The sequence below is a fragment of the Pseudomonas laurentiana genome (assembly GCF_014648275.1).
In the GTDB taxonomy this organism is placed as follows: domain Bacteria; phylum Pseudomonadota; class Gammaproteobacteria; order Pseudomonadales; family Pseudomonadaceae; genus Aquipseudomonas; species Aquipseudomonas laurentiana.
Genome location: NZ_BMQU01000002.1, coordinates 78,060 through 98,801, shown reverse-complemented (window position 1 = coordinate 98,801; position 20,742 = coordinate 78,060). Strand labels below are relative to the sequence as shown.

Sequence of the window (20,742 nt, the reverse complement as noted above, 5' to 3'; positions counted from 1 at the left end):
TACATCAGAAAAGGTGCGACATCATGGGCTGGATCCGGCGTATTGCTCGCTCTCCTGTACTGCTGTTGATTGCAGCGTGCATCCCCTATTGGTCGGCTGCGGCCGCGCAAGACAGGGAAGCGGCTACGCCCTGGGGACAGGACTATTTTCCCAATACGCCGCTGATTACCCAGGATGGGCAGCCGGTTCGTTTCTTCGACGACCTGATCAAAGGCAAGGTGGTGGCGATCAACTTTATCTTCACCTCCTGTACCGACTCCTGCCCACTGGAGACGGCCCGTTTACGGCAAGTCCAGAAGGTACTGGGCGATCGCGTCGGCAAGGATGTGTTCTTCTATTCCATCAGCATTGACCCGGACAACGACACGCCGACGGCACTCAAGCAATACGCCAATAAATTCAACCTGGGGCCAGGCTGGACGCTGTTGACCGGCCAGGCCAACGACATCACCGAACTGCGAAAACGCCTAGGGTTGTTCATCGAGGGCCTGGAAAACGGTCGATCCAAGGACCACAACCTGAGCCTGCTGATCGGTAACCAGTCCACCGGGCGCTGGATGAAGGCCTCGCCGTTCGAGAGCCCTTACATCCTGGCGGATAGGCTGGGCAACAGCCTGCACAACTGGAAACAGGCAAGTGTCACGCAGAATGGCTATGAACACGCGCCGGAAATACGTACGCCCAGCAGCGGCGAACAGATATTCCGGACACGCTGCTCATCCTGCCATACGCTGGGCGATGCCGAGCACGCAGGGGCACGCGGTATCGGTCCTGACCTGCTGGGCGTGACCCAGCAGCGCGATCGCCAATGGCTTGTGCGCTGGCTTAAGGAACCTGACCAGATGCTTGCACAAAAAGATCCTTTGGCCATGTTGCTGTATGAACAATACAACCGCCTGGCGATGCCTAATCTGCGCTTGGGCGATACGGAGGTTGCTGCGTTGCTGTCCTACCTGGCGGAAGAGACGGAGCGCATTCAGGCGCCCGCCCCTGAAACGGGCAGCGTTGTCAGCGACGCCCTGGATGCCCGAGCAGCAGTACCGCCCGGTGATTAAAAACGCGCCGGTTGATTTGCTCAATTCCAGCACACTTCTATATTGAGCTAGTGACGGCCCTTCCTCGTCCTTCGCTAGAGCACACATCATGGTGAAGACTGATCGCTTGATCATTTGCGAACACTGTGACTGCGTGTATGAAAAAGTCACGCTTGCCAAACATCAGAAAGCCTTGTGTCAGCGTTGCGGCGCGGTGCTTCAGCGTTACAACGGCATGACCTTGCAACAGCGTCTGGCCTTGAGCTTGACGGCGGCGGTTCTGTGGATCTTCGCCAATTTCTACCCGGTCATGAGTATCAGTCTGCAGGGCCTGAGCAATAGCGCAACGCTCTGGGACTCTGTGGTTGCCTTGAGCAATGGGCCCATCACCTTCATCGCATTGGTCGCAGCCATTTCAATCATCATCGCGCCACTCTTTCAGTTACTGCTGCTGATCTGGGTGCTGACCTTCGCATTGGCCGCCAAGCGTTCTCCGGCGTTCAAATTGTGCATGCGTTGGCTGGAAACCCTCAGGCCCTGGAGCATGCTGGAGGTGTGCCTGCTCGGGGCAATGGTCGCAGTCTTCAAGCTGGCGGGCATGTTGGATGTACTCCCTGGTATCGGGCTGATTGCACTGGCAGTGTTGAGCCTGCTGATCATCAGGATCGCCGGTCGCGATGTTCGCGAACTGTGGGAGATGCTGCCATGAGTTCTCCTGCCCTCGCCGCTGAGCTGAACCTTGCACTTTGCCATGCCTGCACGGCGGCCTGTGACATCACTGAGCACCCGCATACCTGTCCCCGCTGCGGTGCACCATTGCATGTACGCAAGCCTAATGCACTAGCCCGCACGTGGGCCTACATGATTGCGGCGCTGGTCTTCTATATCCCTGCCAACCTTTTACCCGTGATGAATACGAGCCTGTTCGGCAGTGGTGCCGACAGCACGATCATGAGTGGTGTCATTGAGTTCTGGGGGCATGGGGCCTGGGATATTGCCTCGATCATCTTCATCGCCAGCATCGCTGTACCCGCGACCAAATTTGTCGCCCTGACCCTGTTACTGGTCACGGTGCAGCGCCGCAGTGACTGGGCCCGCAAGGAACGCGCTCAGCTTTACCGATTCGTCGAGGTCATCGGCTATTGGTCAATGCTGGACGTCATCGTGGTGGCTCTGGTCGCAGCGCTGGTCAAGTTTCAGGCGCTCGGCGACATTGAGCCGCGTCCGGGGATTCTCTTTTTCGGCCTGGTGGTGGTGTTCACCATGCTCTCGGCGATGAGTTTCGACCCGCGAATGATCTGGGAATCCCGAATAGATGAGGAACGCATGGATGAAACCAGTATCCCCTGAAGGACAACCCATGCCTGGCCAGCCCAGCATCAAGACCCGCCGCTTCAGCGTTTCGGTGGTGTGGATCGTGCCAATCATTGCGGTGCTGGTGGGCATATCCCTGGTGGTGCACAACTGGCTGCAGCAAGGGCCAGTCATCGCCGTTACCTTCAAGACGGGTGAGGGGCTGACTGCCAATAAAACCCCGGTGAAGTACCGTAACGTCGTGATAGGTCAAGTCACCAATGTCGAGTTGAGCAGTGACCAGAAAAATGTGAAGGCGACCTTGAAACTGGATAAACAGGCAGAGCATTTCACCCGCACCGGTTCGCGGTTCTGGGTCGTGCGTCCGCGCATCGGCGCCGGCGGGGTCTCCGGAATCGATACGCTGTTATCCGGCGATTTCATTGGTGCCGACGTGGGTCAGGGTGAAGGCCAGTCCAAAACCTTCACCGGCCTGGAAGTGCCTCCCCCCATCACCTATGGAGAGCCAGGAAAGCGCTTTACCCTGCGCGCGCCAGACTTGGGTTCACTGGGTATCGGCTCACCGGTGTACTACCGCAAGATTCCCGTAGGCCAAGTGGTGTCCTACAACCTGGCGCCCAATGGCGAGAGTGTGGACATCGAAGTGTTTGTCCATGCGCCCAATGATAGCTTCGTCACCAATGACACCCGCTTCTGGAACGCCAGTGGCGTCGATGTAGAACTCAGCGCCAACGGCTTTGCCGTGAGTACCGAGTCGTTGTCCTCCCTGCTGGTAGGTGGCATTGCCTTTCGTGCACCGGACTACAGTCCTAACGACGAGCCAGCGCTTGAGGATGCACCCTTCGAATTGTTTGCCGATCAGCAATCCGCGCTGGCCCCACCTAACGGCAAGGCGCAATACCTTTCACTGCGCTTTGATGAGCCATTGCGTGGCCTGAAAGTCGGCGCACCGGTCGAATTCCTTGGCGTGGACATCGGCAAGGTCGTCTCGGTCAACCTGGACTACGATGAACAGCACCACACGTTCCCGGCCAGCATTGGAATTGTGATCTATCCGCAACGCCTGGGTCCGGCCCACGCAAAGATGCTCAAGGCTCTCAAGCATGATCCAAGCGATGAGCAGGCAAGCGTTCGGCTACTGGGCACCTTCATTAACAACGGTCTGAGGGGCCAGGCACGCAGTGGCAATCTGCTGACGGGCCAGTTGTACATTGCATTGGACTTCTACCCTGATGCGAAAAAAGTGGTCTTCGATCCGGATGCCCGGCCTATAAGCCTGCCAACCGTGCCAGGAAGCTTGGAACAACTGCAGGAAAAATTTCAGTCAATGCTCGATAAGCTGGACAAACTCCCGCTCGATCGCATCGCCAATAACCTGGACAGCAACCTGGTGGAGCTTCGCAAGGGCCTGAAGCAGCTTAATGGCAATACGTTGCCGGGCGTTCATGGCACGTTGCAAGAGATCGGCAAAACCTTGCAATCGGCAAATTCGACCTTGGCCGACGACTCGCCACAGCGGGAGCAACTCAAGCAAACACTGGATGATGTGGGCCGTATGTCGCGCTCCTTGCGTGAGCTGTCGGACTACTTCGGGCGTCATCCCGAGTCCTTGCTGCGTGGCAGACCCAAAGATGCGCCAGCAGAAAATCTGGAACCCTCGCGCAACTGATTGCAGGAGCTCGTACCATGCGGCTACCGCTGAGACCCTTACTGCTCGCTCTAGGACTGTTGCTTGCGGCCTGCCGCAGCGACCCCATTCACTATCACACGCTGACGCCGACACAAGCACCGCCTGCATCAGGCGCCAGTGACCTCGATATTCGGATCGAGCGGCTCAGCGTGCCTCCGCAGGTCGATCGCCCGCAGATTGTCGTACGCCAGGGCAACAGTGGCCTGGCCGTTCTGGAGACCGAATGGTGGGGGGCGAGCCTGGTCGATGAGTTGCAGAGTGCCCTTGTCGATTTGCTCCCCAGCAACGGTTCCTCGCACAAGATCGGTTTGCGGCTGGATGTTCAGCGGTTTGACTCGGTGCCCGGGCAGTACGCCTTACTGGAGGCCAAATGGCGACTTCGGCCAATGGCCCAAGGGGACAACACACCTCCCTTGAGTTGTCAGAGCATGCTGAAAACGCCTTCGGGGCCAGCGGTTGATGATTTGGTCGCCGCCCATCAACACAACATTCAAACGCTGGCTCGGCTGATCACTCAAGCAGCAAGCGCTGGGCGTAATACCTGCCCATCAGTACCGTGACTGCCCATGTACCAGAACCTTGCGCTGTTCACCGCCTTTCTGTTGCTTTACAGCATATTTGCCGGTCGTTTCGAAAAGCGCCTGCTCAACGGCCCCTTGGTATTCATGCTCATGGGGCTCATCCTGGGCCCTGCGCTTCTGGGCATTGTGCAGCCACGAATTGACAAGGATGGCTTGAGGACACTGGCTGAACTGACCTTGGCAATTGTTCTGTTCAGCGATGCAGCCAATGCCAACCTCAAGGTACTGCGAGCCCATGAGGGGCTACCACTGCGCTTGTTGTTGATCGGCCTGCCGCTGACCATTGTGCTGGGTTGGTTGGTGGGCGTCTGGCTGTTCCCGCAGGTGCCGCTGCTAGAGCTCGCAATACTGGCTACTCTGCTCGCACCTACCGACGCCGCGCTGGGAAAAGCCGTGGTCACGAACCCCAAAGTTGCCGAACCCGTGCGCGAGGGGCTTAACGTAGAAAGCGGTCTTAACGATGGGATCTGCGTACCGGTACTCCTGCTGTTCCTGGCGTTACTGGTTGAGGAACAAGCGCACAACCCGGTTTTTCTGGCACTGGAACTGGTCGCCGAAGAGCTCGGCATCGGTGCGCTCTGTGGAGTACTTCTCACGGTTGCTGCCTGGCAGCTGCAACAGTTTTCCTGGAAACATCAGTGGCAAATGCCGGTGTGGTCGCAATTGACCCTGCCGGGTCTGGCAGTACTGTGCTTTGCCACCGCACAAGTACTGGGCGGTAGCGGGTTCATTGCCGCGTTCGTTGGCGGCCTGCTTGCGGGCTACCTGTTCAAAGAGCAGAAGCATCACCTGCTAGAGGCCAGTGAAGAGTTCGCAAGCCTGTTGTCGGTGCTCACCTGGGGCGTATTTGGTGCACTGGTCATACCCAAAGCCTGGAGCAGCCTGACCTGGAATATATGGCTCTATGCCCTGCTCAGCCTGACGGTCGTACGTATGCTGCCAGTACTGCTCAGCCTGTCAGGGACTCGCTTTGACACCGAAACCCGGCTGTTCATGGCGTGGTTTGGCCCGCGAGGCCTGGCCACAATCGTCTTTGCGGTGATGATCATCGACTATCCGTTGGAAGCCATTAACACCTTGGTCGCTACCGCCATTTGTACCGTTTTACTGAGTGTGTTGCTACATGGTGTGAGCGCCAACCCGTGGGTAGCGCGTCTGGTTCGCCGTACGCCTTGAATGGAAGGGCAACAGAAACCGTTCGCTCGCCGACCACTGACAGCGCGTATCGAATGGCAATGGCTACGCTTCACTCCAACAGAGCTGCGTAGAGCAAAGGAGCAACGATGAAAAAAGAGAGCGCTGCAGCGCGCAATTCAGACAAAGCGTCGCCCAAAAAACTCGACCGTAAAACCTATGAAAAGCAATTGAAGACACTGCATGTGGAAATGGTCAAATTGCAGCAGTGGGTCGTAAAGACCGGTGCAAGGGTGCTGGTGGTCTTTGAAGGGCGCGACGGCGCAGGCAAGGGTGGCACCATCAAAGCACTGACCGAACGCGTCAGTCCAAGGATTTTTCGTGTTGTCGCCCTGCCCTCACCTACCGAGCGGGAAAAAAGCCAGCTGTACTTACAGCGCTACATGCAGCATTTCCCAGCAGGTGGTGAGGTGGTCATATTCGACCGCAGTTGGTACAACCGGGCGGGTGTCGAACGTGTCATGGGCTTCGCAGAGGAAGACCTGGTACGCACATTTCTCGAGCTGACGCCAATGTTCGAAAAGCACATCGTGCGTTCAGGCATCATTCTGCTCAAGTACTGGTTGGAGGTCAGCCCGGCAGAACAGGAGCGTCGCCTTAAAGCGCGGATTACCGACGGCCGCAAGACCTGGAAGTTGTCGCCGATGGATGTGCTGTCCTTCAACCGCTGGGACGACTACACCCGTGCTCGAGACGAGATGTTCAAAGCCACGGACAGCCAATGGGCACCGTGGTTCGTTGCGCCTTCGGAGGACAAGAAACGGGTCCGATTGAACCTGTTGACGCACTTTCTGGCGCAAATTCCCTACAAGGAAATAAAGCAGCCCAAGGTCAAGCTGCCGAAACGCAAGGTAGGTAGCTACAAGGAAATCAACTACCCCTTCAAGTACATCGGCCAACCGTTCTGAAACGCCGGGACGATGCAGATTCGCCCCGGCTGAGACCGGATCACTCCATGTGCATGTGACCGGACATGTGCGCGTGATCAGGCATGTGATCATGGTCCGGCATGTTCAACGCACGTGCCGGGGCCACGACATTGATACGTTCCTGCTGGCCCTTGGCATCTTCCACCACCAGCGTCAGTGGCACCTCATCGCCTTCCTTGACCTGCTTGACCAGGTCAATCAGCATCACATGGTAGCTGGCAGGTTCCAGCATCACGGTCTTTCCAGCAGGCAATGCTATCGATGAAACGGGCTGCATGCTCATCACATCGTTTTTCATCTGTGACTGGTGGATCTGCACCGTCTTGGCCGCTGGGGATTCAACGCGCAGTAACGTGCTGTCGCTGGAGGCCGTCACTTTCATGAAGGCCCCGGTTGAGGCTTGATGAGGTACGGTGGCCCGCACCCACGCGTCGTCAACGACCGTTTGCGCGGCAACAGGCAGGGCCGCCCCGAGCAGCATCAGCAGTGCGAGGGCGCGGTTGAGCGGTTTGGCTACCATCGCATTGGCGAATGTCGAGCGCATTAACATACCTCCATAACAGTGAGCAGGTCCTCTGCGCACTCCTTTGCCGACAGGGAATGCGACAGGCCAAGACGTAACACGCCTCGGGAATCATAGACATAGCTGGTTGCAGTATGGGACAACGTGTAGGTGTCGCCGCTGGGGATCTTCTCGTAGAACACACCAAATTCCTTGGCGGTCTGGGCGGTCTCTTCCAGCGTGCCGGACAGCGCCACGAACGAAGGGTCGAAGGCTTTTACATAGGCGTCGAGCACTTCTGGCGTGTCACGCTCAGGGTCCAGCGTAATGAAGATCACCTGAAGAAAATCGGCATCCTTACCCATCAGTTTCTTGATTTGCACTGCACGTGCCAGCGTAGTCGGGCAAACCGCCGGGCATTGGGTAAAGCCAAAGAACACCATGGGCATCGAGCCACGGAAGCTCGACAGGGTAATTTCGTTGCCTTGAGGGTCTTTCAGCTTGAACGAGCGCCCGAGGATCTGATTGCTCATGTCTTTGCCGTGCTTGAACGACAAACTACCTGAGCTATCACAACCTACGAGGGCACCCAGGCCCAGCAGGCTGATCCCGGCGACAACCTGACGTCGGGTCAGTAAATCAGTCATGTATTACCATCCTGTCGGGAAGGTACCAGTCCTGGGAGTGGCGTCCTTCAACAAACGTTATGCAATTACATATTCTGTCATGCGAACGGCCAGCGGTTCCAGCAGTCCGTCGCCCGACCTCAGTCGTAGGCCCGCTCCAGGCTGTGACATGCTGTCGCAGTTGAAAGGTTAGTGTCTGAATCAGGCACATCGTCCCTCCGCATCGGGATAGCCAGGTGAGGCCCCTACCCTGGTATTTCTGTCAGTAGACGGTCACATCACGTAGCGCCTAATTTCACCCCATCCGTGAACAGGGAAGGAGTGGTGAAATGACTCGACTGTTGAAATCAGGTGTAGCTGTTCTTGCGCTCAGCGTCAGCCTCCTCGCTCATGCGGTTGAGCGACCATTGAAGGCGCTGGAGGAGGAGTCGCTACAGCAGATGCGGAGCAGCAACAACGCCCTCCTCCGGCACCTTGCCAGCGAGCGTACGACCCTTTCGATATTACTGGTTCAGGTACAGGGCGAGCTTGTCGCAGCCACGCGCCAGGATCTGCAACTGGATCTGGAGCGTGGTGTCTCCAAGGTGTTTCACAAGACACGAGTCGATGCCCAGGCTGACGGCATCCTGACATGGCAAGGTGTCACGGGGACCGCACAGACCCAGGCACCCGATGACCAAAACACGGCATTCCTGACCCGGCACGGTGCGCACTTGGTGGGCGTGGTGAAAGCCGATGGCCAGTTGTATCGTATTGAACCGCTGGGTGATGGACGGCACGCGGTCATCAAGGTCGACGCGTCAAAGTTTCCCGAGGGGAAGGATGAGGTCGTCGAAACGGCTTCCGCCAAAACACCAGCACAGTCAGCAACGCACACCGCACCTGCCACCCACACAACACCGGTTGTGATTCGCGTACTGACGCTGGTCTCCAACAAGGCATTCGAGCTCATGCCGGACATGGACGCCAGCGTCGCCAATGCACTGGTCATGGCCAACACCGGGCTGGAAAACAGTCAGATCAATGTGCGACTCGAGAACGCAGGGGTGCAACGGATCGACTGGACGGAGTCGGGGTCTGCAAACGGCACCGAGGTGCTTGCACAGCTACGTAACAGCAACGACCCTCAACTGGGGAAGCCTGCACGGCAGCAACGCGAGGCTAGCCGTGCCGATCTGCTCAGCTTGCTCACTGTAATACCTGACGTGTGTGGGTTGGCCTACACCGCACTGAACAAGGATGCTGGTGTCAGCATCGTCGATCCGAAATGCCTGAGTAACCATACCTTCGCACACGAACTGGGTCACAATTTCGGTGCACGGCACGACCCGGATCAATACAGCGCCCCTGTCACGCCTGTCTATGCCCATGGTGTTCGCTGGCCTGGGCACTGGCGCAGCGTGATGGCCTATGAGTGCCCAGGCGACGCCAGCCAGCGCTGCAATCGGGTGAACTACTGGTCGAACGCCGAGATGCGTTATCAGGGGTTGCCGCTCGGGTCGGCAGACAAGCAAGACAACGCCCGCGTCCTGCGCGACGCGGCCCCCATCGTCGCGGCCTACTACCCACCTCTTGACCCCAGTCCCGGGCTGCCGCATGTCAGCGTGTCCGTCACCGGCGGCACAGTGGAACCTGCAACGGTGCAATTGAGTGCCAACGCTACTGCCAGCGGTAACGCGACGATTCGGCTTGTGGAGTTTCTGCGTGGCAGTGACGTGATCGGGCAAGACAGCGAGCCGCCGTACACCTTTGCCTGGAACAACGTGGCCGCAGGCGTCTACCGGTTGAGCGCCCGCGCCAGCGACAGCGTGGGACAGCATGTGACCTCTGCCGAACAGACGGTGACCATAAGTGCTGCACCTTCAGGTTGTGACTACCGAGACCCCGAGGCCGAACACGTAACGCCTTGGGAAGCCAAGGATTACCCCGCGGGCGTCAAAGTCAGTGCTCAGCACGCGGTATGGGTTGCGTCCTGGGCCACAGGGACAGCCGCTCCGTCCAACAACGACGCCTGGAGCCTGGTCAGTACCATTCCGGTGCCATGGAGTGCCCTGCGTTACTACGCAGTGCCGAATGAAGTGCATTACCAGGGCCAACGTTACGCGGCAAAACAATGGGTCAAGGGCACAGCCCCTGCCCCAGGCAGTCAGGTCTGGCGCTTGCTGGGCCCGTGTTCGGCAATCAAAGGCTAGGTCATTTCCTCTTGGTATGAATGCAGCGAGGTTACTGCTATGGCTACTTCCTGTGCACCCGCGCGACATCTCCTTCGCGCGCCCTACCTGTTGTTTCTGCTGACAGCGCTGTGCAGTACCGCCGTTTCGACGGAGGTTCAGGCGCAGGACAAAACAACGCCCGATAAAACCGGCAAGGTCCTGCTGCGCCCTTCTTCGAGCCAATTCGAGCCGGGCAAGCAGGCGAGTGCTGAAGCCTGCAAGGCCGAACAATACGCGCTTGATGCCGTAAAGGGACACGGCAAACCAGACAGCGCCAAAGCTGGCAAAGACCTGAAATACAACCAAGGAAGCTGGGTGACGAATGTTGGCCACGCGTTTGAATGCTGGAAGGACAATGAAGCCCCCTACGGCGTCGGCAGTTGGGCGTGGTGCAACCAACCGTCTTATGCCCCCGGCCAATCTGCAAACTGGGGTGATGCCTGGAAAGACCTGGGGGAATGCAACGCTGCTCCGACCGGCAACAAACTTGAACTGAGCTTTGCCACCGTTACCGGCGACGTTCCCTACAAAGCCACTACCGCGGGCGTCGGGCCCGGTGGCGATGCCGAGGTCACCGGCGTGCTGCGCTGTAAGGGCGAATCGTTGCCGATCACCGGAAAATCGAATACCACCATCACCATCGAGGGCCTGAAAGCCTGTAACTACGACCTGATAATGGATTCGGCGCAGGGCTACCTGCCGCTGACGACCCCCAACCAGGTCAGGTTCACCGAAGAGAACGGTGAGAAACAACAGTTTGCGGTCAAGTACCGCCGTCCTCTCGATATCAGCCAGTTACATGGGCTTCCCGGTGTCAAGGTTGAGGTGTTTGCCCAGGGGCTGTCGCAACCGCGGCAAATGGCAATGGGCAAGCAGGTGCTGTATGTCGGCTCCAGCGCCATTCCCAGCTATGTCTATGAAGGGCGCATTGCCAGCTTCATCTATGCATTGCCATTGAACGCGGAGGGCAAACCGACAGGGATCTATATCGTCGCCTCCGGGCTAGAAGAACCCCATGGCGTGGTGTACCGCGATGGCGACTTGTTTTACGCCACGACTGGCGGACTCTATCGCGTACGCAATATCGACACTACGTATGCGGACCCCAAGCCTGAGCGGGTGCTTACCTTCCCTGCAGATGACACGCCAGCACCGCTGGGCGATGGGGTGTATCGCTACTGGCATCAAAAACATCCATTGAAATTCAACCCTCTCGACCCTGCTGACAAGTGGCTTTATACCGCTGTCGGCATCCCCTGCAACCTGTGCATGATTCCAGCCGATCCACGTTATGGGACAGTGTTGCGGTACAACATCGAAACGGGCGAGTCAGAAATACTCGCCAAAGGCGTACGCAACGCTGTCGGTTTCGACTGGAACCCCAGTGACGGCAAGATCTGGTTCAGCGATAACAACCGCCAGGGCTTCCCCAACGCGGATGAAATCAATCGAATTGCCACTTCGGGTGAGCACTTTGGCGTTCCTTACATGTTTGGTCGCAGTACGCCCGGTTTTACCGCCGATGAGTTCAACAGACCGGAGTCGATCACACCGCCACTCACAAATGGCGCGATCATTTCCGACAAGCCACTTGCCCAGATCAATCAGAGTGACTACAGCCCGCCGGCCTATGAGATGGGGGCTAACACGGCACCGCTGGGTTTGAAGTTCTGGAAGCCTGATCCGATATTCGGTTATGGCCTGCAGCACCTGCTGGTTGCTGTCCATGGCACGGGGTCGATGAGCGAGCCCGGGATGGAAATTCGCATGCTGGGCATCCAGAACGATAGCAAGGTTGTCAACCAGATCCCCCTGATCAATGGTTGGGGAAAATCCGCCGACAGCATTGATGTTTATTGCCTGACAGACAAATGCGTCGGGCGCCCTGCCGACTTCCTTGAACTGGCAGACAAGAGCTTGCTGGTATCAGACGATGTGGTCGGTGTCATCTATCGCGTCTCTTTCGACGCCAAGGAGTGGATGCAGGCTGGTACGGTGCTGCACCTTCAACCTACTGCTGTGCCAGATACCCACGTGGCCGATCAGATGGTCAGCGGTACGTTGATCGACCCCGATGGGCGGAATCGTATGTTCCAGGTCGCTTGGGGCAGCCCTGACTTGCAGATCTATGGCTTGAAACCAGGCACGTACACGGTGCAATTGAACGATGTCGCTGATTGGATTCCTGTCACGCGCAGATCGACGTTTACGTTCAACAGCAGTGCCCAACCCAGTACCAGGATTGATAGCCAGACGCGTGCGGTAAAACTGGAGTACCGCAAACGCCCAACGCACGTTGAAGTCGAAGCGACCCTCAAGGCGCCTGCCAAGCCTGCATCGGTCAATGATGAGTTCTGGAAAGTGACCGTACTCAGCAAGAACACGGGTGCAACACCCCGTGAGGTTCGGGTGCCATGGGGCGGTGAAGCCAAGGAAATCCTTAACTACGGGGAATATGACTTCATCTATCCCTACTATCCAAGGGCGCTGCCGGAACCTTCGAAAGCCACCTTGCTGATCAATGAAGAAAGCAGCGATGTTGAACTGACAGCGATCAACTACCGCACCGTCACTGATCTTGGGCAAGAGGTATTGACCAAAACCTGTAGCACCTGCCACTCCATCGACTACTTCAATGATCAGAACAAGGCGATTACCTGGAGCAATGCCGGCAGTGATGCACTGATAAAGCAGATCATGAGTATGCCGGTCAGTGGGCACTGCGACGCGACATGCGCATCGGAAATCTCCCGACACTTGTTCGATGTGGTCTGGGCGCCCTACCTGAACCCGCAAGAGTCCTATGGCACCCGCCAACTGCGGCTGCTGACGCCAACAGAGTACGCCAACAGTGTTCAGGATCTACTTGGCGTCACGATCAACCCCGAGAAGCTGCCGGCTGACAAATCGCCTAAAACCTTCAAGTATCCGGGCGATGCCGACTATGGCGTCTTGCAGGCCGACAATGTGAAAGCGCTCTACGACATGGCCTGGTTCGTCGCCAATGCTGCCGCTGCGAACACCGAGACGGTGGCTGATCTGGGCCATAAGGTGTTTCGCCGGGTTCTTTCGAGCGAGGAGCGCAGCCGCTATCAGCGCGTGAAGGATGAACATGGTCAGACATCGCTCATCGCCGCGATGCTGCTGTCACCAAACTTCCTCTATCGCTCTGAACTGGGCAGTGCCGATGCGCAACGCTCCGGTACCTATACGCTGACACCGGATGAGCTGGCGACCGCATTGTCGTTCGCGATCCTTGGTACCACGCCGGACATTGCGCTTCTGCGCAAGGCTGAACAGGGGCAATTGAGTACGCCTGAGCAGATCGGTGCGCAGGTGGATCACATGCTGCGGTCTGATCGGGGCGTGGAGCAGTTCAACCGTTTTATCAGCTACTACATCAAGACCAATCGTGGCGCCCAGGAAAAGCCAGGCTTGAGTTCCAGCCTTATTCAGGACATGACGGCCGAGCAATACCGCCTGGTACGTGATGTGCTGACCAACGGCGATGGCAGCTTCAATGCCTTGTTCAACCCCGGCTTTACCTACCTGAACCAGGCGCTGGCCGAGCACTACGGTATTGCTGGTATCAGTGGCACCGACATGCGCAAGGTGACAGTCGACAACCGTCGTGGTGGTCTGTTGCACTTGGGTCTGACCCAGGCGGCAACATCGGACTATCAAGCCACGTCCCTGGTCAAGCGGGGGATCATGGTCCGCGAGCAGCTGTTCTGCCGCGAATTCGGCGCCCCGGTCGATACGATGCCCGGCGAACCGGAGTTTCCATCAAGGGCGGTCAGCACACGTGAACGGTGGGACATGGTCAATGGCAAGGAAGCCTCGCAGGGCCGCTGCTGGCAGTGCCACCAATACATGAACGACACCGGCGCAGCCATGGAGCACTACGACGCGACCGGACGTTACCGTACCCATGAAAACGCCTACAACTACGGGCAATTCCCGGTGCAGTTGCCGATCAATGCTGCCGGTCCCTTCGTCGACAACACCGGCTATACCGAGTGGGCGCATGTCCAGGATGTTCGTGACATCGCCAGGCTCATTCCCACCAATAACGTTGCCCAATCCTGTATGGCCGATAGCTATTTCCGCTTCGCGTTCGGTAACGAGCCTGATGCAGGCACGGCCGGTACTGTCAAAGCGCTGTCCGATGGTTTGAAAACGTCCGGCTCGCTGACAGGGATGATTCGCAATCTGGCCACCTCCAACGCCTTTCTCCATAAAAAAGGACGGGATTAATCATGGACATGTTCAAAAGTCGCCGTCGTTTCTTGATGCAACTGGCTGCCACCGGCGCGCTGCTGCCTTTAAGCCGCGTCGGTCTGGCAAAAATGGCCCTATTGGGGGAATCCCAGCAGGCCAAGCTCAAGGTGGTGTTTTTCATCGTCCCCGACGGATTGGCCGTCGATTCCTACAGTGGCGCGGAGCACAATGGGAACGGGTTGTGGTTTCCCACCCCTGCCGGCAACAGCACCCGTGGCCTCGACCTGAAAAACCGTGACTTCACACTGGATACCAGTGATTTCGCGCTCAATGCGGTCAGCCAGGAGTTGGCGGCTTACCGAGACCAGTCGCTGTACGTGCGAGGGTTCATCCTCGGCCCAGGCAATGGTGGCCACAATGGATGGAACTATGCGCTACGCGACAATCAGGCGAGCAAGCCCTCGATTGACATCATTTTGGGGGATGCCCTACCGGGCACCCAACCCTCGCACCGCAGTCTGTTCGCTGGGCCACATGCGGGCACCGATGGCACCCCATGGTATGTGTCGTGGTCCGCACAAGGGATGAGGGCCCCCCACCAAAACCCGGTACGGATGTACGAAGCAGTGTTCGGCGCTGTCAGCCGGGAAGCCCGGGACAGCCAGGCACGTGGAGCCCATGTGTTTGACCCCGTGCTGGCCGATGTCAGAGAGATCCAGGCGCGACTCTCCGGCTCGCAACTGCAAAAGCTCAAGGACCACCTCGACGCGGTGGAGCAAGTCAAGGCTGATATGGATGACGCCATACCCGCAGTGTGCGAACCACTCAGCCTTGAAGACCATCCGATCAGTTCTGCAGCCTTCCGCAATCAGGTTCAGGCGAGTCATCACAAAGTCGTTGCTACGGCCCTCTCCTGTGGCGTCACACGGATTGCCACCGTCCAGGTAGGCCGCTCGGCCGAGTCGTTGAACATACTCGATGTGAGCTCAACGACCAACCCGCACGACTGTGCGCACCGTTACGGCGGTGAGGAGGTCTGGAGAGGTTCTCGGCAGTGGTATGTGCGCCAGGCCAAGCTGTTCATGGATGAACTGGCAAAACACGCTGACCCTGATGTTCCTGCCGATAACCTGCTCAAGCACACCCTGGTCGTACTCACCAGCGAGATGGCCGACGGTGCGCCAGAGCACACGCGCAATATGCCCTTGGTACTGATGGGCGGCGCATCGGGCTTACTGAAAAGCGGGGACGGTAAGGGGCGATTTTTCGATGTCCGAACGCAGGGTGACCACAGTGACTGGCTGGGCAACTACGTGAGCATGCAGCGGGTATGGGCCAGCATCGCTCAAGCCGCCGGTGCCAGTGTGCCCTATGGCGGCAATGTGTCACCGATCAATGGCATTTTCACCAACGTCGTGAGCGGAGGCTAGCGTATTGGCAGGTGTTTGTGCGGCCGATCCAGGCAGGATGATCGGCCGCACGCACGTCCCGCTAAGTGTCTACTCATTGTTTTTTCGCTGCGGTGCTCCGTTGACTGCTCCTTTTGCGTTCGGGCTTGGTCACCAGCCGCAGCTGTTCGAGTTGGGTCTCCACGCTTTCCGCCCGAGTCTGGTATGCAACGGCCCGTTGCTGCACTTCGTTTAGCTCGGTTTGGGCACGTTCCAGCCGCCCTTGCAGATGCTGCATTTGCTTTTCGGCCAGGTCTGCGATCGCCTGTCTTGCCGCAGATTGCTGCTGCGCATCGTTGAGCTGCGCTAAAGCGGCTTCCCAACGCTGTTGCAATTGCTCCGTGCGTTTACCAAGTTGCTTTAACTGGGCTGTCATCGCCTTGTGCTCTTCACGCACGCGGTCGACTTCACGATGTGCACGATCCTCCACGCCGCGAACATAGGCATCCTGGGCTTTACGCTCCTGCTCCGCTTGACGTTGTGCTGACTGCAGCTCTTTGCGCAGGGTTTGTACCTCCATCAAGGCCTCGGCACGCTCATTCAGTAATGTGGTGCTCCGCGTGTGCAGGTCCTCAATTTGCGCCTGGCGTTGCTCCAGCAACAATTCCAGATCAGCCAGGCGCGTTTCTGCGACGTCCCGCGCAGCCTCTGCACACGCAGCCTGTTGACGAAATTGCGCTGCGTCCAGGCGCGCCTGGTCCTCCACGCGGGCAACCCGCTCTCGCTCTGCTTCCAGCACGTTGCGCTGCTCACTCAAACCCTGCTCCGCCACACCGTGCGCAAGCAAGGTCGCCTGTTGCCAGACAGCCACGAACGCCTGGGATACCTCGGCCGGTAATGCCGGCAAGCGGGTTTCACCGCGCAAACGTTCAGCCAGGCGATCCCACCACTGATCAAGCAATGCACCGATCCGTGCCGGGCTGCCACGGCCAAGTTCCAGACGTACACGTTCCACCGTTGGCCGCTCACCGCGTTCCAGCACCGCGTCTGCGGCGGCAAATACGTCCGTTTCCGGTACGCCGATAGCCATCACCTGCTCCCTTTGCAATTAGGTATGATAATAAAATGTTATCCGACGTTATTTTTTACATACTGGAATAATAATACGTTGCACGTAATAAATATTACAGATCAGTTGTACCCGATTGATGAAACCGCCCAAGACCCCCATTGCCTGGCACTGAGTGCGCAGGAAGCAGCGGCGGCGTTCATCGCCGCGGGCACAGCGGCCAACACGGTACGGAGCTACCGCAGTGCCCTCGCCTACTGGTCCGCCTGGCTGCAACTGCGCTATGGCCTGGCGCTGGGCGACACCGCATTGCCGCCCACCATCGCCGTACAGTTCGTGCTTGATCACCTGGCCCGGCCAGTGGACGAGGGGCGCTGGACCCACCTGCTACCGCCGGCACTGGATGTCGCCTTGGTAAGCGCGCGCGTCAAGGCCAGGCTTGGGCCATTGGCTTACAACACGGTCAGCCATCGCCTGGCGGTGCTGGGGAAGTGGCACAGCCTGCGCGGATGGGACAGCCCGACCGAGGCGCCAGCGCTGAAAACCCTGATGCGCGAAGCACGTAAGGCCCAGACCCGCCAGGGCGCCAACGTACGTAAAAAGACCGCAGCGGTGCTCGAACCCCTGCAGGCCATGCTCGCCACGTGCAATGACGGGGTACGGGGTCTGCGTGACCGGGCACTTCTCCTGCTGGCGTGGAGCGGTGGTGGCCGCCGCCGTTCCGAGGTGGTAAGCCTGCAAGTGGGTGATGTGCGCCGACTGGATGCCGACACGTGGCTCTACGCCCTCGGTGCGACCAAGACCGACACCGGTGGAATCCGCCGCGAGAAACCACTTCGCGGGCCGGCGGCACACGCGCTGGAAGCCTGGCTGACTGCTGCACCCGCACACGACGGACCGCTGTTCCGGCGTCTGTACAAAGGCGGCAAGGTGGGTACCACTGGGCTATGCGCGGACCAGGTTGCCAGGATCGTCCAGCGTCGCGCCCAAATGGCCGGGCTTGCAGGAGACTGGGCCGCCCATAGCCTGCGATCGGGCTTCGTCACAGAGGCCGGTCGCCAGGGGGTGCCGTTGGGTGAAGTGATGGCCATGACCGAGCACCGCAGTGTCAGCACGGTAATGGGCTATTTCCAGGCAGGTTCGTTGCTGGGCAGCCGCGCCACTCAGCTACTGGACGACGATGGCCCTGAGCAGTAACCGCAGTGATCAACGAGCAGGCCCCTGCACGGACATGAGCACGCAACGCTTATCGCTGGCTGGGAGGATCAGCGGCGGGCCCTGCCTTTTCCGGCCATCGACGGCGACTTCGATGCTTGCGGTACTCCTCCAGCAACACCAAGGCCAGTGCGAAGGGTATCAACAAGGCCCATACCTGCCAGGAAACAGGCGAGGTTCCCAGCAACTCATTTCCCCAAGAGGTGTAGGCAAAGACCAGAATCAGCAGGATCTCCAAAAGTACGCCCCAGATGATCAGGCGATTGCCCAGCAGACCGGTTTCCAGGCAAGACCGGGTTGCACTGCGGCACATGAAGACATTGACGATCTGCAAAACAACGATAGCCACCAGGCTGGCTGTCGTCCCCTGGATATAGAGCGGATCACTGGACGCCAGCGTCTGCCCCCAGATCCACCCTTCCCGGGTCAGCACAAAAAAGAACGCAGCCATTGTACCGAGCGCTTCAATGAGCCCCAGTACCAGATACCCCCGTAACGCCAAGGCCAGGTTGAACAGCCGTTGCTTGGGAGGACGCGGCGGCCTGCGCATAATGTCCGGATCTGGGCGCTCGACGCCCAGCCCCAGCGCCGTCAATGAGTCAGTTCCCATATCGATGGCCAGCATTTGCAGGGGCGTTATCGCCAAGGGAACCCTGACGAGCACAAAACACAGATAGGGAATCAACTCGGCCATGTTGTGGGCCAGAATATAGGTCAGGAATTTGCGGATATTGTCGAAAATGGCTCGCCCTTGGGTGATGGCGTGCACGATGCTTGCAAAGTTGTCGTCCAGCAGCACCATGTCTGCGGCTTCCCTCGCGACATCGGTGCCCGACAGCCCCATGGCAATCCCGACATGGGCACTCTTGAGTGCCGGCGCATCGTTAACACCATCGCCGGTCACGGCAACGATCTCGCCCTTGCGCTTCAGTGCAGAAACAATGCGCAATTTTTGATCCGCCGAGATCCGTGCACAGATGATTTGTGGTGCATCGAGTTCCAACAGCAACTGGGTGTGCGACAGGTTCTCGATCTGCTCGCCATTCAGTACCAGTGGTGTCGCGATGGTTACCAGACCTATCTGCCGTGCGATGGCGACAGCCGTATGCGGGTTATCGCCCGTGACCATGATGGTTTTGATGCCGGCTTGCTGGCAGGCCATTATCGCCGCTGGCACCTGCGGCCTGGGAGGGTCCTGCAGACCTGCCAGCCCTGCCAGTATCAAGCCTTGCTCGGAGGGTTCCTGGCCTGGGGCCAGCCAACGCCAGGCCAGGGCCAGCACGCGCAGGCCGCGGTCAGCCATACGCTCTTGCGATGCCAGGATTTGCGCCCGGTGCTCGGAAGAAAGTGGCTCTGCTCGCTGTAGATGCCAGGTCGACTCGCAACGTGGCAGGACTTTTTCCAATGCCCCTTTGCACAGCAACACACGCCCCTCAGGGAAGTCATAGACCACAGACATGCACATACGCGTGGCGTCGAAAGGCAACTCACTGATACGCGGCAGTCCACTCCACGGGGCAATGTGTGGCCTGGCAAATTGAACCAGCGCCTGCTCCATGGGGTCGCCACAGCAGGTCAGTGCCTCGCCCTGCGCGATAAGATGCAATTTGTGGCACAGTCCGGCCACCCAGAAGAACGGCAAATTCGCCGTACACAATGCCGATGGCATGTCTTGGTACACGTCCGGGTATTCCTGCCCGTCGAGCCACACGGTGTGTACTGTCATATTGTTTTGGGTCAGCGTCCCGGTCTTGTCGGTACAAATGACCGTCACGGAGCCCAACGCCTCAACGCAGGGCAAGTGTCGAATCAGAACCTGGTGGCGAGCCATGCGCTGGGCGGCCAGCACCAACGCGAGCGTCAATGTGGGTAAAAGTCCTTCGGGCACCATCGCCACAATCAGGCCGATGGCAAAAATGAAGTCCTCCCGGAATGGAACGCCAAACAAGCTGCCCAGCCAGAAAAACAGCACGCTGATACCCAGTGAAAGCGCCAGAATGCTGCGGCTCAGGCGAATGATCTGTAGGCGCAATGGCGAGATTTCGTCACCACTGACCTCGGTCAGATGGGCAATCCGGCCGAACTCGGTCTGTATCCCAGTAGCAAACACAACCGCGATGCCTTTACCGGAGACGATCGAAGTGCCTGCCAGCACGATATTTCGGGCATGTAGCCGGTCTACGCTCTGGCAGGCAGCGGCATCCCGGGCCTCAGCGGAGGACTCGCCGGTAACGGTGGCGTTGTTCACGCGCATACCACTGGCTTCGATCAGTCGGCCATCGGCTGGAACACTATCGCCCTCGCTCAGCAGCATCAGGTCCCCTGGGACCAGCTCGTCAATGGCAATCGCTTGAACAGACCCATCACGCTGAACCTGCACCCGTTGCGGCAGCAGTTTGTTCAAGGCCCCCATCGCCTTCTCAATGCGGTACTCCTGCCAGTATGAAAACAGGCCGCTGACAATGATCACCACAACAATGGCGACGCCAAGGCGCCCCATCCCTTGCCCCGGCATTTGCCACTCGACCACAAAGACCAGCAGTGCAGCAATCCAGAGCACGATGGAAAACAGCTGCACAAACTCGGCAAGAAATGCCCAGAGCCTATTGCGGCGCTTGGCCGGTGCAACGCGGTTGGGTCCGAACTGCTGCAAGCGTCGCCTGGCCTCTTCAGAGGACAATCCCTGGGCCGTGGTGTGAACACTGGCCAAAACATCGGCGACTGACTGCTGATGAATGTTCATGTGCGCGCCAGTAGTGGCAAAAA

At 58.5% G+C, this 20,742-nt stretch carries 15 protein-coding genes; 11 read left to right on the top strand and 4 right to left on the bottom strand.

The features are described 5' to 3' along the window. The first annotated feature begins 23 nt into the window (after positions 1-23). The 7 genes from IE038_RS02390 to ppk2 all read left to right on the top strand — a co-directional run bounded on the left by IE038_RS02390 (position 24) and on the right by ppk2 (position 6,721). The gene (locus IE038_RS02390; protein WP_163938096.1) at positions 24-1,055 is read left to right on the top strand and encodes an SCO family protein; all 1,032 of its coding nucleotides are present in this window, start codon (positions 24-26) and stop codon (positions 1,053-1,055) included. Positions 1,056-1,143: 88 nt separating this feature from the next. Next, a complete protein-coding gene (locus IE038_RS02385) occupies positions 1,144-1,743 on the top strand; it encodes a paraquat-inducible protein A (protein WP_189395051.1) in 600 nt (199 codons plus the stop codon). Next, complete coding sequence (locus tag IE038_RS02380) at positions 1,740-2,384, top strand: paraquat-inducible protein A (RefSeq protein WP_163938099.1); 645 nt, start codon at positions 1,740-1,742, stop codon at positions 2,382-2,384. The genes IE038_RS02385 and IE038_RS02380 overlap by 4 nt, the downstream gene beginning before the upstream one ends. Next, complete coding sequence (locus IE038_RS02375) at positions 2,365-4,017, top strand: PqiB family protein (RefSeq protein WP_163938102.1); 1,653 nt, start codon at positions 2,365-2,367, stop codon at positions 4,015-4,017. Before IE038_RS02380 ends, IE038_RS02375 begins: the two co-directional genes overlap by 20 nt. A 17-nt stretch (positions 4,018-4,034) precedes the next feature. Continuing rightward, complete coding sequence (locus IE038_RS02370) at positions 4,035-4,598, top strand: PqiC family protein (protein ID WP_163938104.1); 564 nt, start codon at positions 4,035-4,037, stop codon at positions 4,596-4,598. A 6-nt stretch (positions 4,599-4,604) separates the two neighbouring features. Further along, positions 4,605-5,795 (top strand): cation:proton antiporter, encoded by a 1,191-nt coding sequence (locus IE038_RS02365; RefSeq protein WP_189395050.1) that lies wholly within the window; start codon positions 4,605-4,607, stop codon positions 5,793-5,795. Positions 5,796-5,902: 107 nt separating this feature from the next. Next, entirely contained in the window at positions 5,903-6,721 is an 819-nt protein-coding gene (gene ppk2, locus IE038_RS02360; RefSeq protein ID WP_163938110.1) for a polyphosphate kinase 2, read from the top strand. Positions 6,722-6,761: 40 nt separating this feature from the next. On the opposite strand, the gene IE038_RS02355 is transcribed toward ppk2, so the two are convergent. Both IE038_RS02355 and IE038_RS02350 read right to left on the bottom strand, forming a co-directional pair. Beyond that, positions 6,762-7,292 (bottom strand): copper chaperone PCu(A)C, encoded by a 531-nt coding sequence (locus tag IE038_RS02355; RefSeq protein WP_163938113.1) that lies wholly within the window; start codon positions 7,290-7,292, stop codon positions 6,762-6,764. Then, positions 7,286-7,891, bottom strand: coding sequence for an SCO family protein (locus tag IE038_RS02350; RefSeq protein ID WP_163938116.1), 606 nt, complete (start codon positions 7,889-7,891; stop codon positions 7,286-7,288). The genes IE038_RS02355 and IE038_RS02350 overlap by 7 nt, the downstream gene beginning before the upstream one ends. A gap of 308 nt (positions 7,892-8,199) precedes the next feature. Here IE038_RS02350 and IE038_RS02345 point away from each other — a divergent pair, with 308 nt between their 5' ends. Genes IE038_RS02345 through IE038_RS02335 form a run of 3 tightly spaced genes read left to right on the top strand, consistent with a single transcriptional unit; the run spans position 8,200 to position 15,734 of the window. Next, positions 8,200-10,062, top strand: a complete 1,863-nt coding sequence (locus IE038_RS02345; protein WP_163938119.1) for a M12 family metallo-peptidase — start codon at positions 8,200-8,202, stop codon at positions 10,060-10,062. Positions 10,063-10,101: 39 nt separating this feature from the next. Next, complete coding sequence (locus tag IE038_RS02340) at positions 10,102-14,340, top strand: DUF1592 domain-containing protein (protein ID WP_189395049.1); 4,239 nt, start codon at positions 10,102-10,104, stop codon at positions 14,338-14,340. 2 nt (positions 14,341-14,342) lie between these two features. Beyond that, on the top strand, positions 14,343-15,734 hold the full coding sequence (locus IE038_RS02335) for a DUF1552 domain-containing protein (protein ID WP_163938952.1): 1,392 nt from the start codon (positions 14,343-14,345) through the stop codon (positions 15,732-15,734). Between the two features lie 73 nt (positions 15,735-15,807). Here the strand turns inward: IE038_RS02335 and IE038_RS02330 are convergent, their stop codons facing one another. Continuing rightward, positions 15,808-16,782, bottom strand: coding sequence for a DNA-binding protein (locus IE038_RS02330; protein ID WP_163938954.1), 975 nt, complete (start codon positions 16,780-16,782; stop codon positions 15,808-15,810). Positions 16,783-16,860: 78 nt separating this feature from the next. On the opposite strand from IE038_RS02330, the gene IE038_RS02325 reads away from it, so the two are divergent. After that, positions 16,861-17,958 carry a site-specific integrase gene (locus IE038_RS02325; RefSeq protein ID WP_189395048.1) on the top strand — a complete coding sequence of 366 codons (1,098 nt, stop codon included), beginning with the start codon at positions 16,861-16,863 and terminating at the stop codon, positions 17,956-17,958. 49 nt (positions 17,959-18,007) lie between these two features. Here IE038_RS02325 and IE038_RS02320 read toward each other — a convergent pair whose 3' ends face one another. Further along, positions 18,008-20,719 carry a cation-translocating P-type ATPase gene (locus IE038_RS02320; RefSeq protein WP_189395047.1) on the bottom strand — a complete coding sequence of 904 codons (2,712 nt, stop codon included), beginning with the start codon at positions 20,717-20,719 and terminating at the stop codon, positions 18,008-18,010. Positions 20,720-20,742 lie beyond the last annotated feature (23 nt).

Coding starts and splice junctions, on each gene's coding strand:
- IE038_RS02330 (WP_163938954.1), bottom strand. CDS start 16,782: ATGGCTATCGGCGTACCGGAAACGGACGTATTTGCCGCCGCAGACGCG.
- IE038_RS02365 (WP_189395050.1), top strand. CDS start 4,605: ATGTACCAGAACCTTGCGCTGTTCACCGCCTTTCTGTTGCTTTACAGC.
- IE038_RS02370 (WP_163938104.1), top strand. CDS start 4,035: ATGCGGCTACCGCTGAGACCCTTACTGCTCGCTCTAGGACTGTTGCTT.
- IE038_RS02345 (WP_163938119.1), top strand. CDS start 8,200: ATGACTCGACTGTTGAAATCAGGTGTAGCTGTTCTTGCGCTCAGCGTC.
- IE038_RS02380 (WP_163938099.1), top strand. CDS start 1,740: ATGAGTTCTCCTGCCCTCGCCGCTGAGCTGAACCTTGCACTTTGCCAT.
- IE038_RS02340 (WP_189395049.1), top strand. CDS start 10,102: ATGGCTACTTCCTGTGCACCCGCGCGACATCTCCTTCGCGCGCCCTAC.
- IE038_RS02375 (WP_163938102.1), top strand. CDS start 2,365: ATGAAACCAGTATCCCCTGAAGGACAACCCATGCCTGGCCAGCCCAGC.
- ppk2 (WP_163938110.1), top strand. CDS start 5,903: ATGAAAAAAGAGAGCGCTGCAGCGCGCAATTCAGACAAAGCGTCGCCC.
- IE038_RS02355 (WP_163938113.1), bottom strand. CDS start 7,292: ATGTTAATGCGCTCGACATTCGCCAATGCGATGGTAGCCAAACCGCTC.
- IE038_RS02335 (WP_163938952.1), top strand. CDS start 14,343: ATGGACATGTTCAAAAGTCGCCGTCGTTTCTTGATGCAACTGGCTGCC.
- IE038_RS02320 (WP_189395047.1), bottom strand. CDS start 20,719: ATGAACATTCATCAGCAGTCAGTCGCCGATGTTTTGGCCAGTGTTCAC.
- IE038_RS02390 (WP_163938096.1), top strand. CDS start 24: ATGGGCTGGATCCGGCGTATTGCTCGCTCTCCTGTACTGCTGTTGATT.
- IE038_RS02385 (WP_189395051.1), top strand. CDS start 1,144: ATGGTGAAGACTGATCGCTTGATCATTTGCGAACACTGTGACTGCGTG.
- IE038_RS02350 (WP_163938116.1), bottom strand. CDS start 7,891: ATGACTGATTTACTGACCCGACGTCAGGTTGTCGCCGGGATCAGCCTG.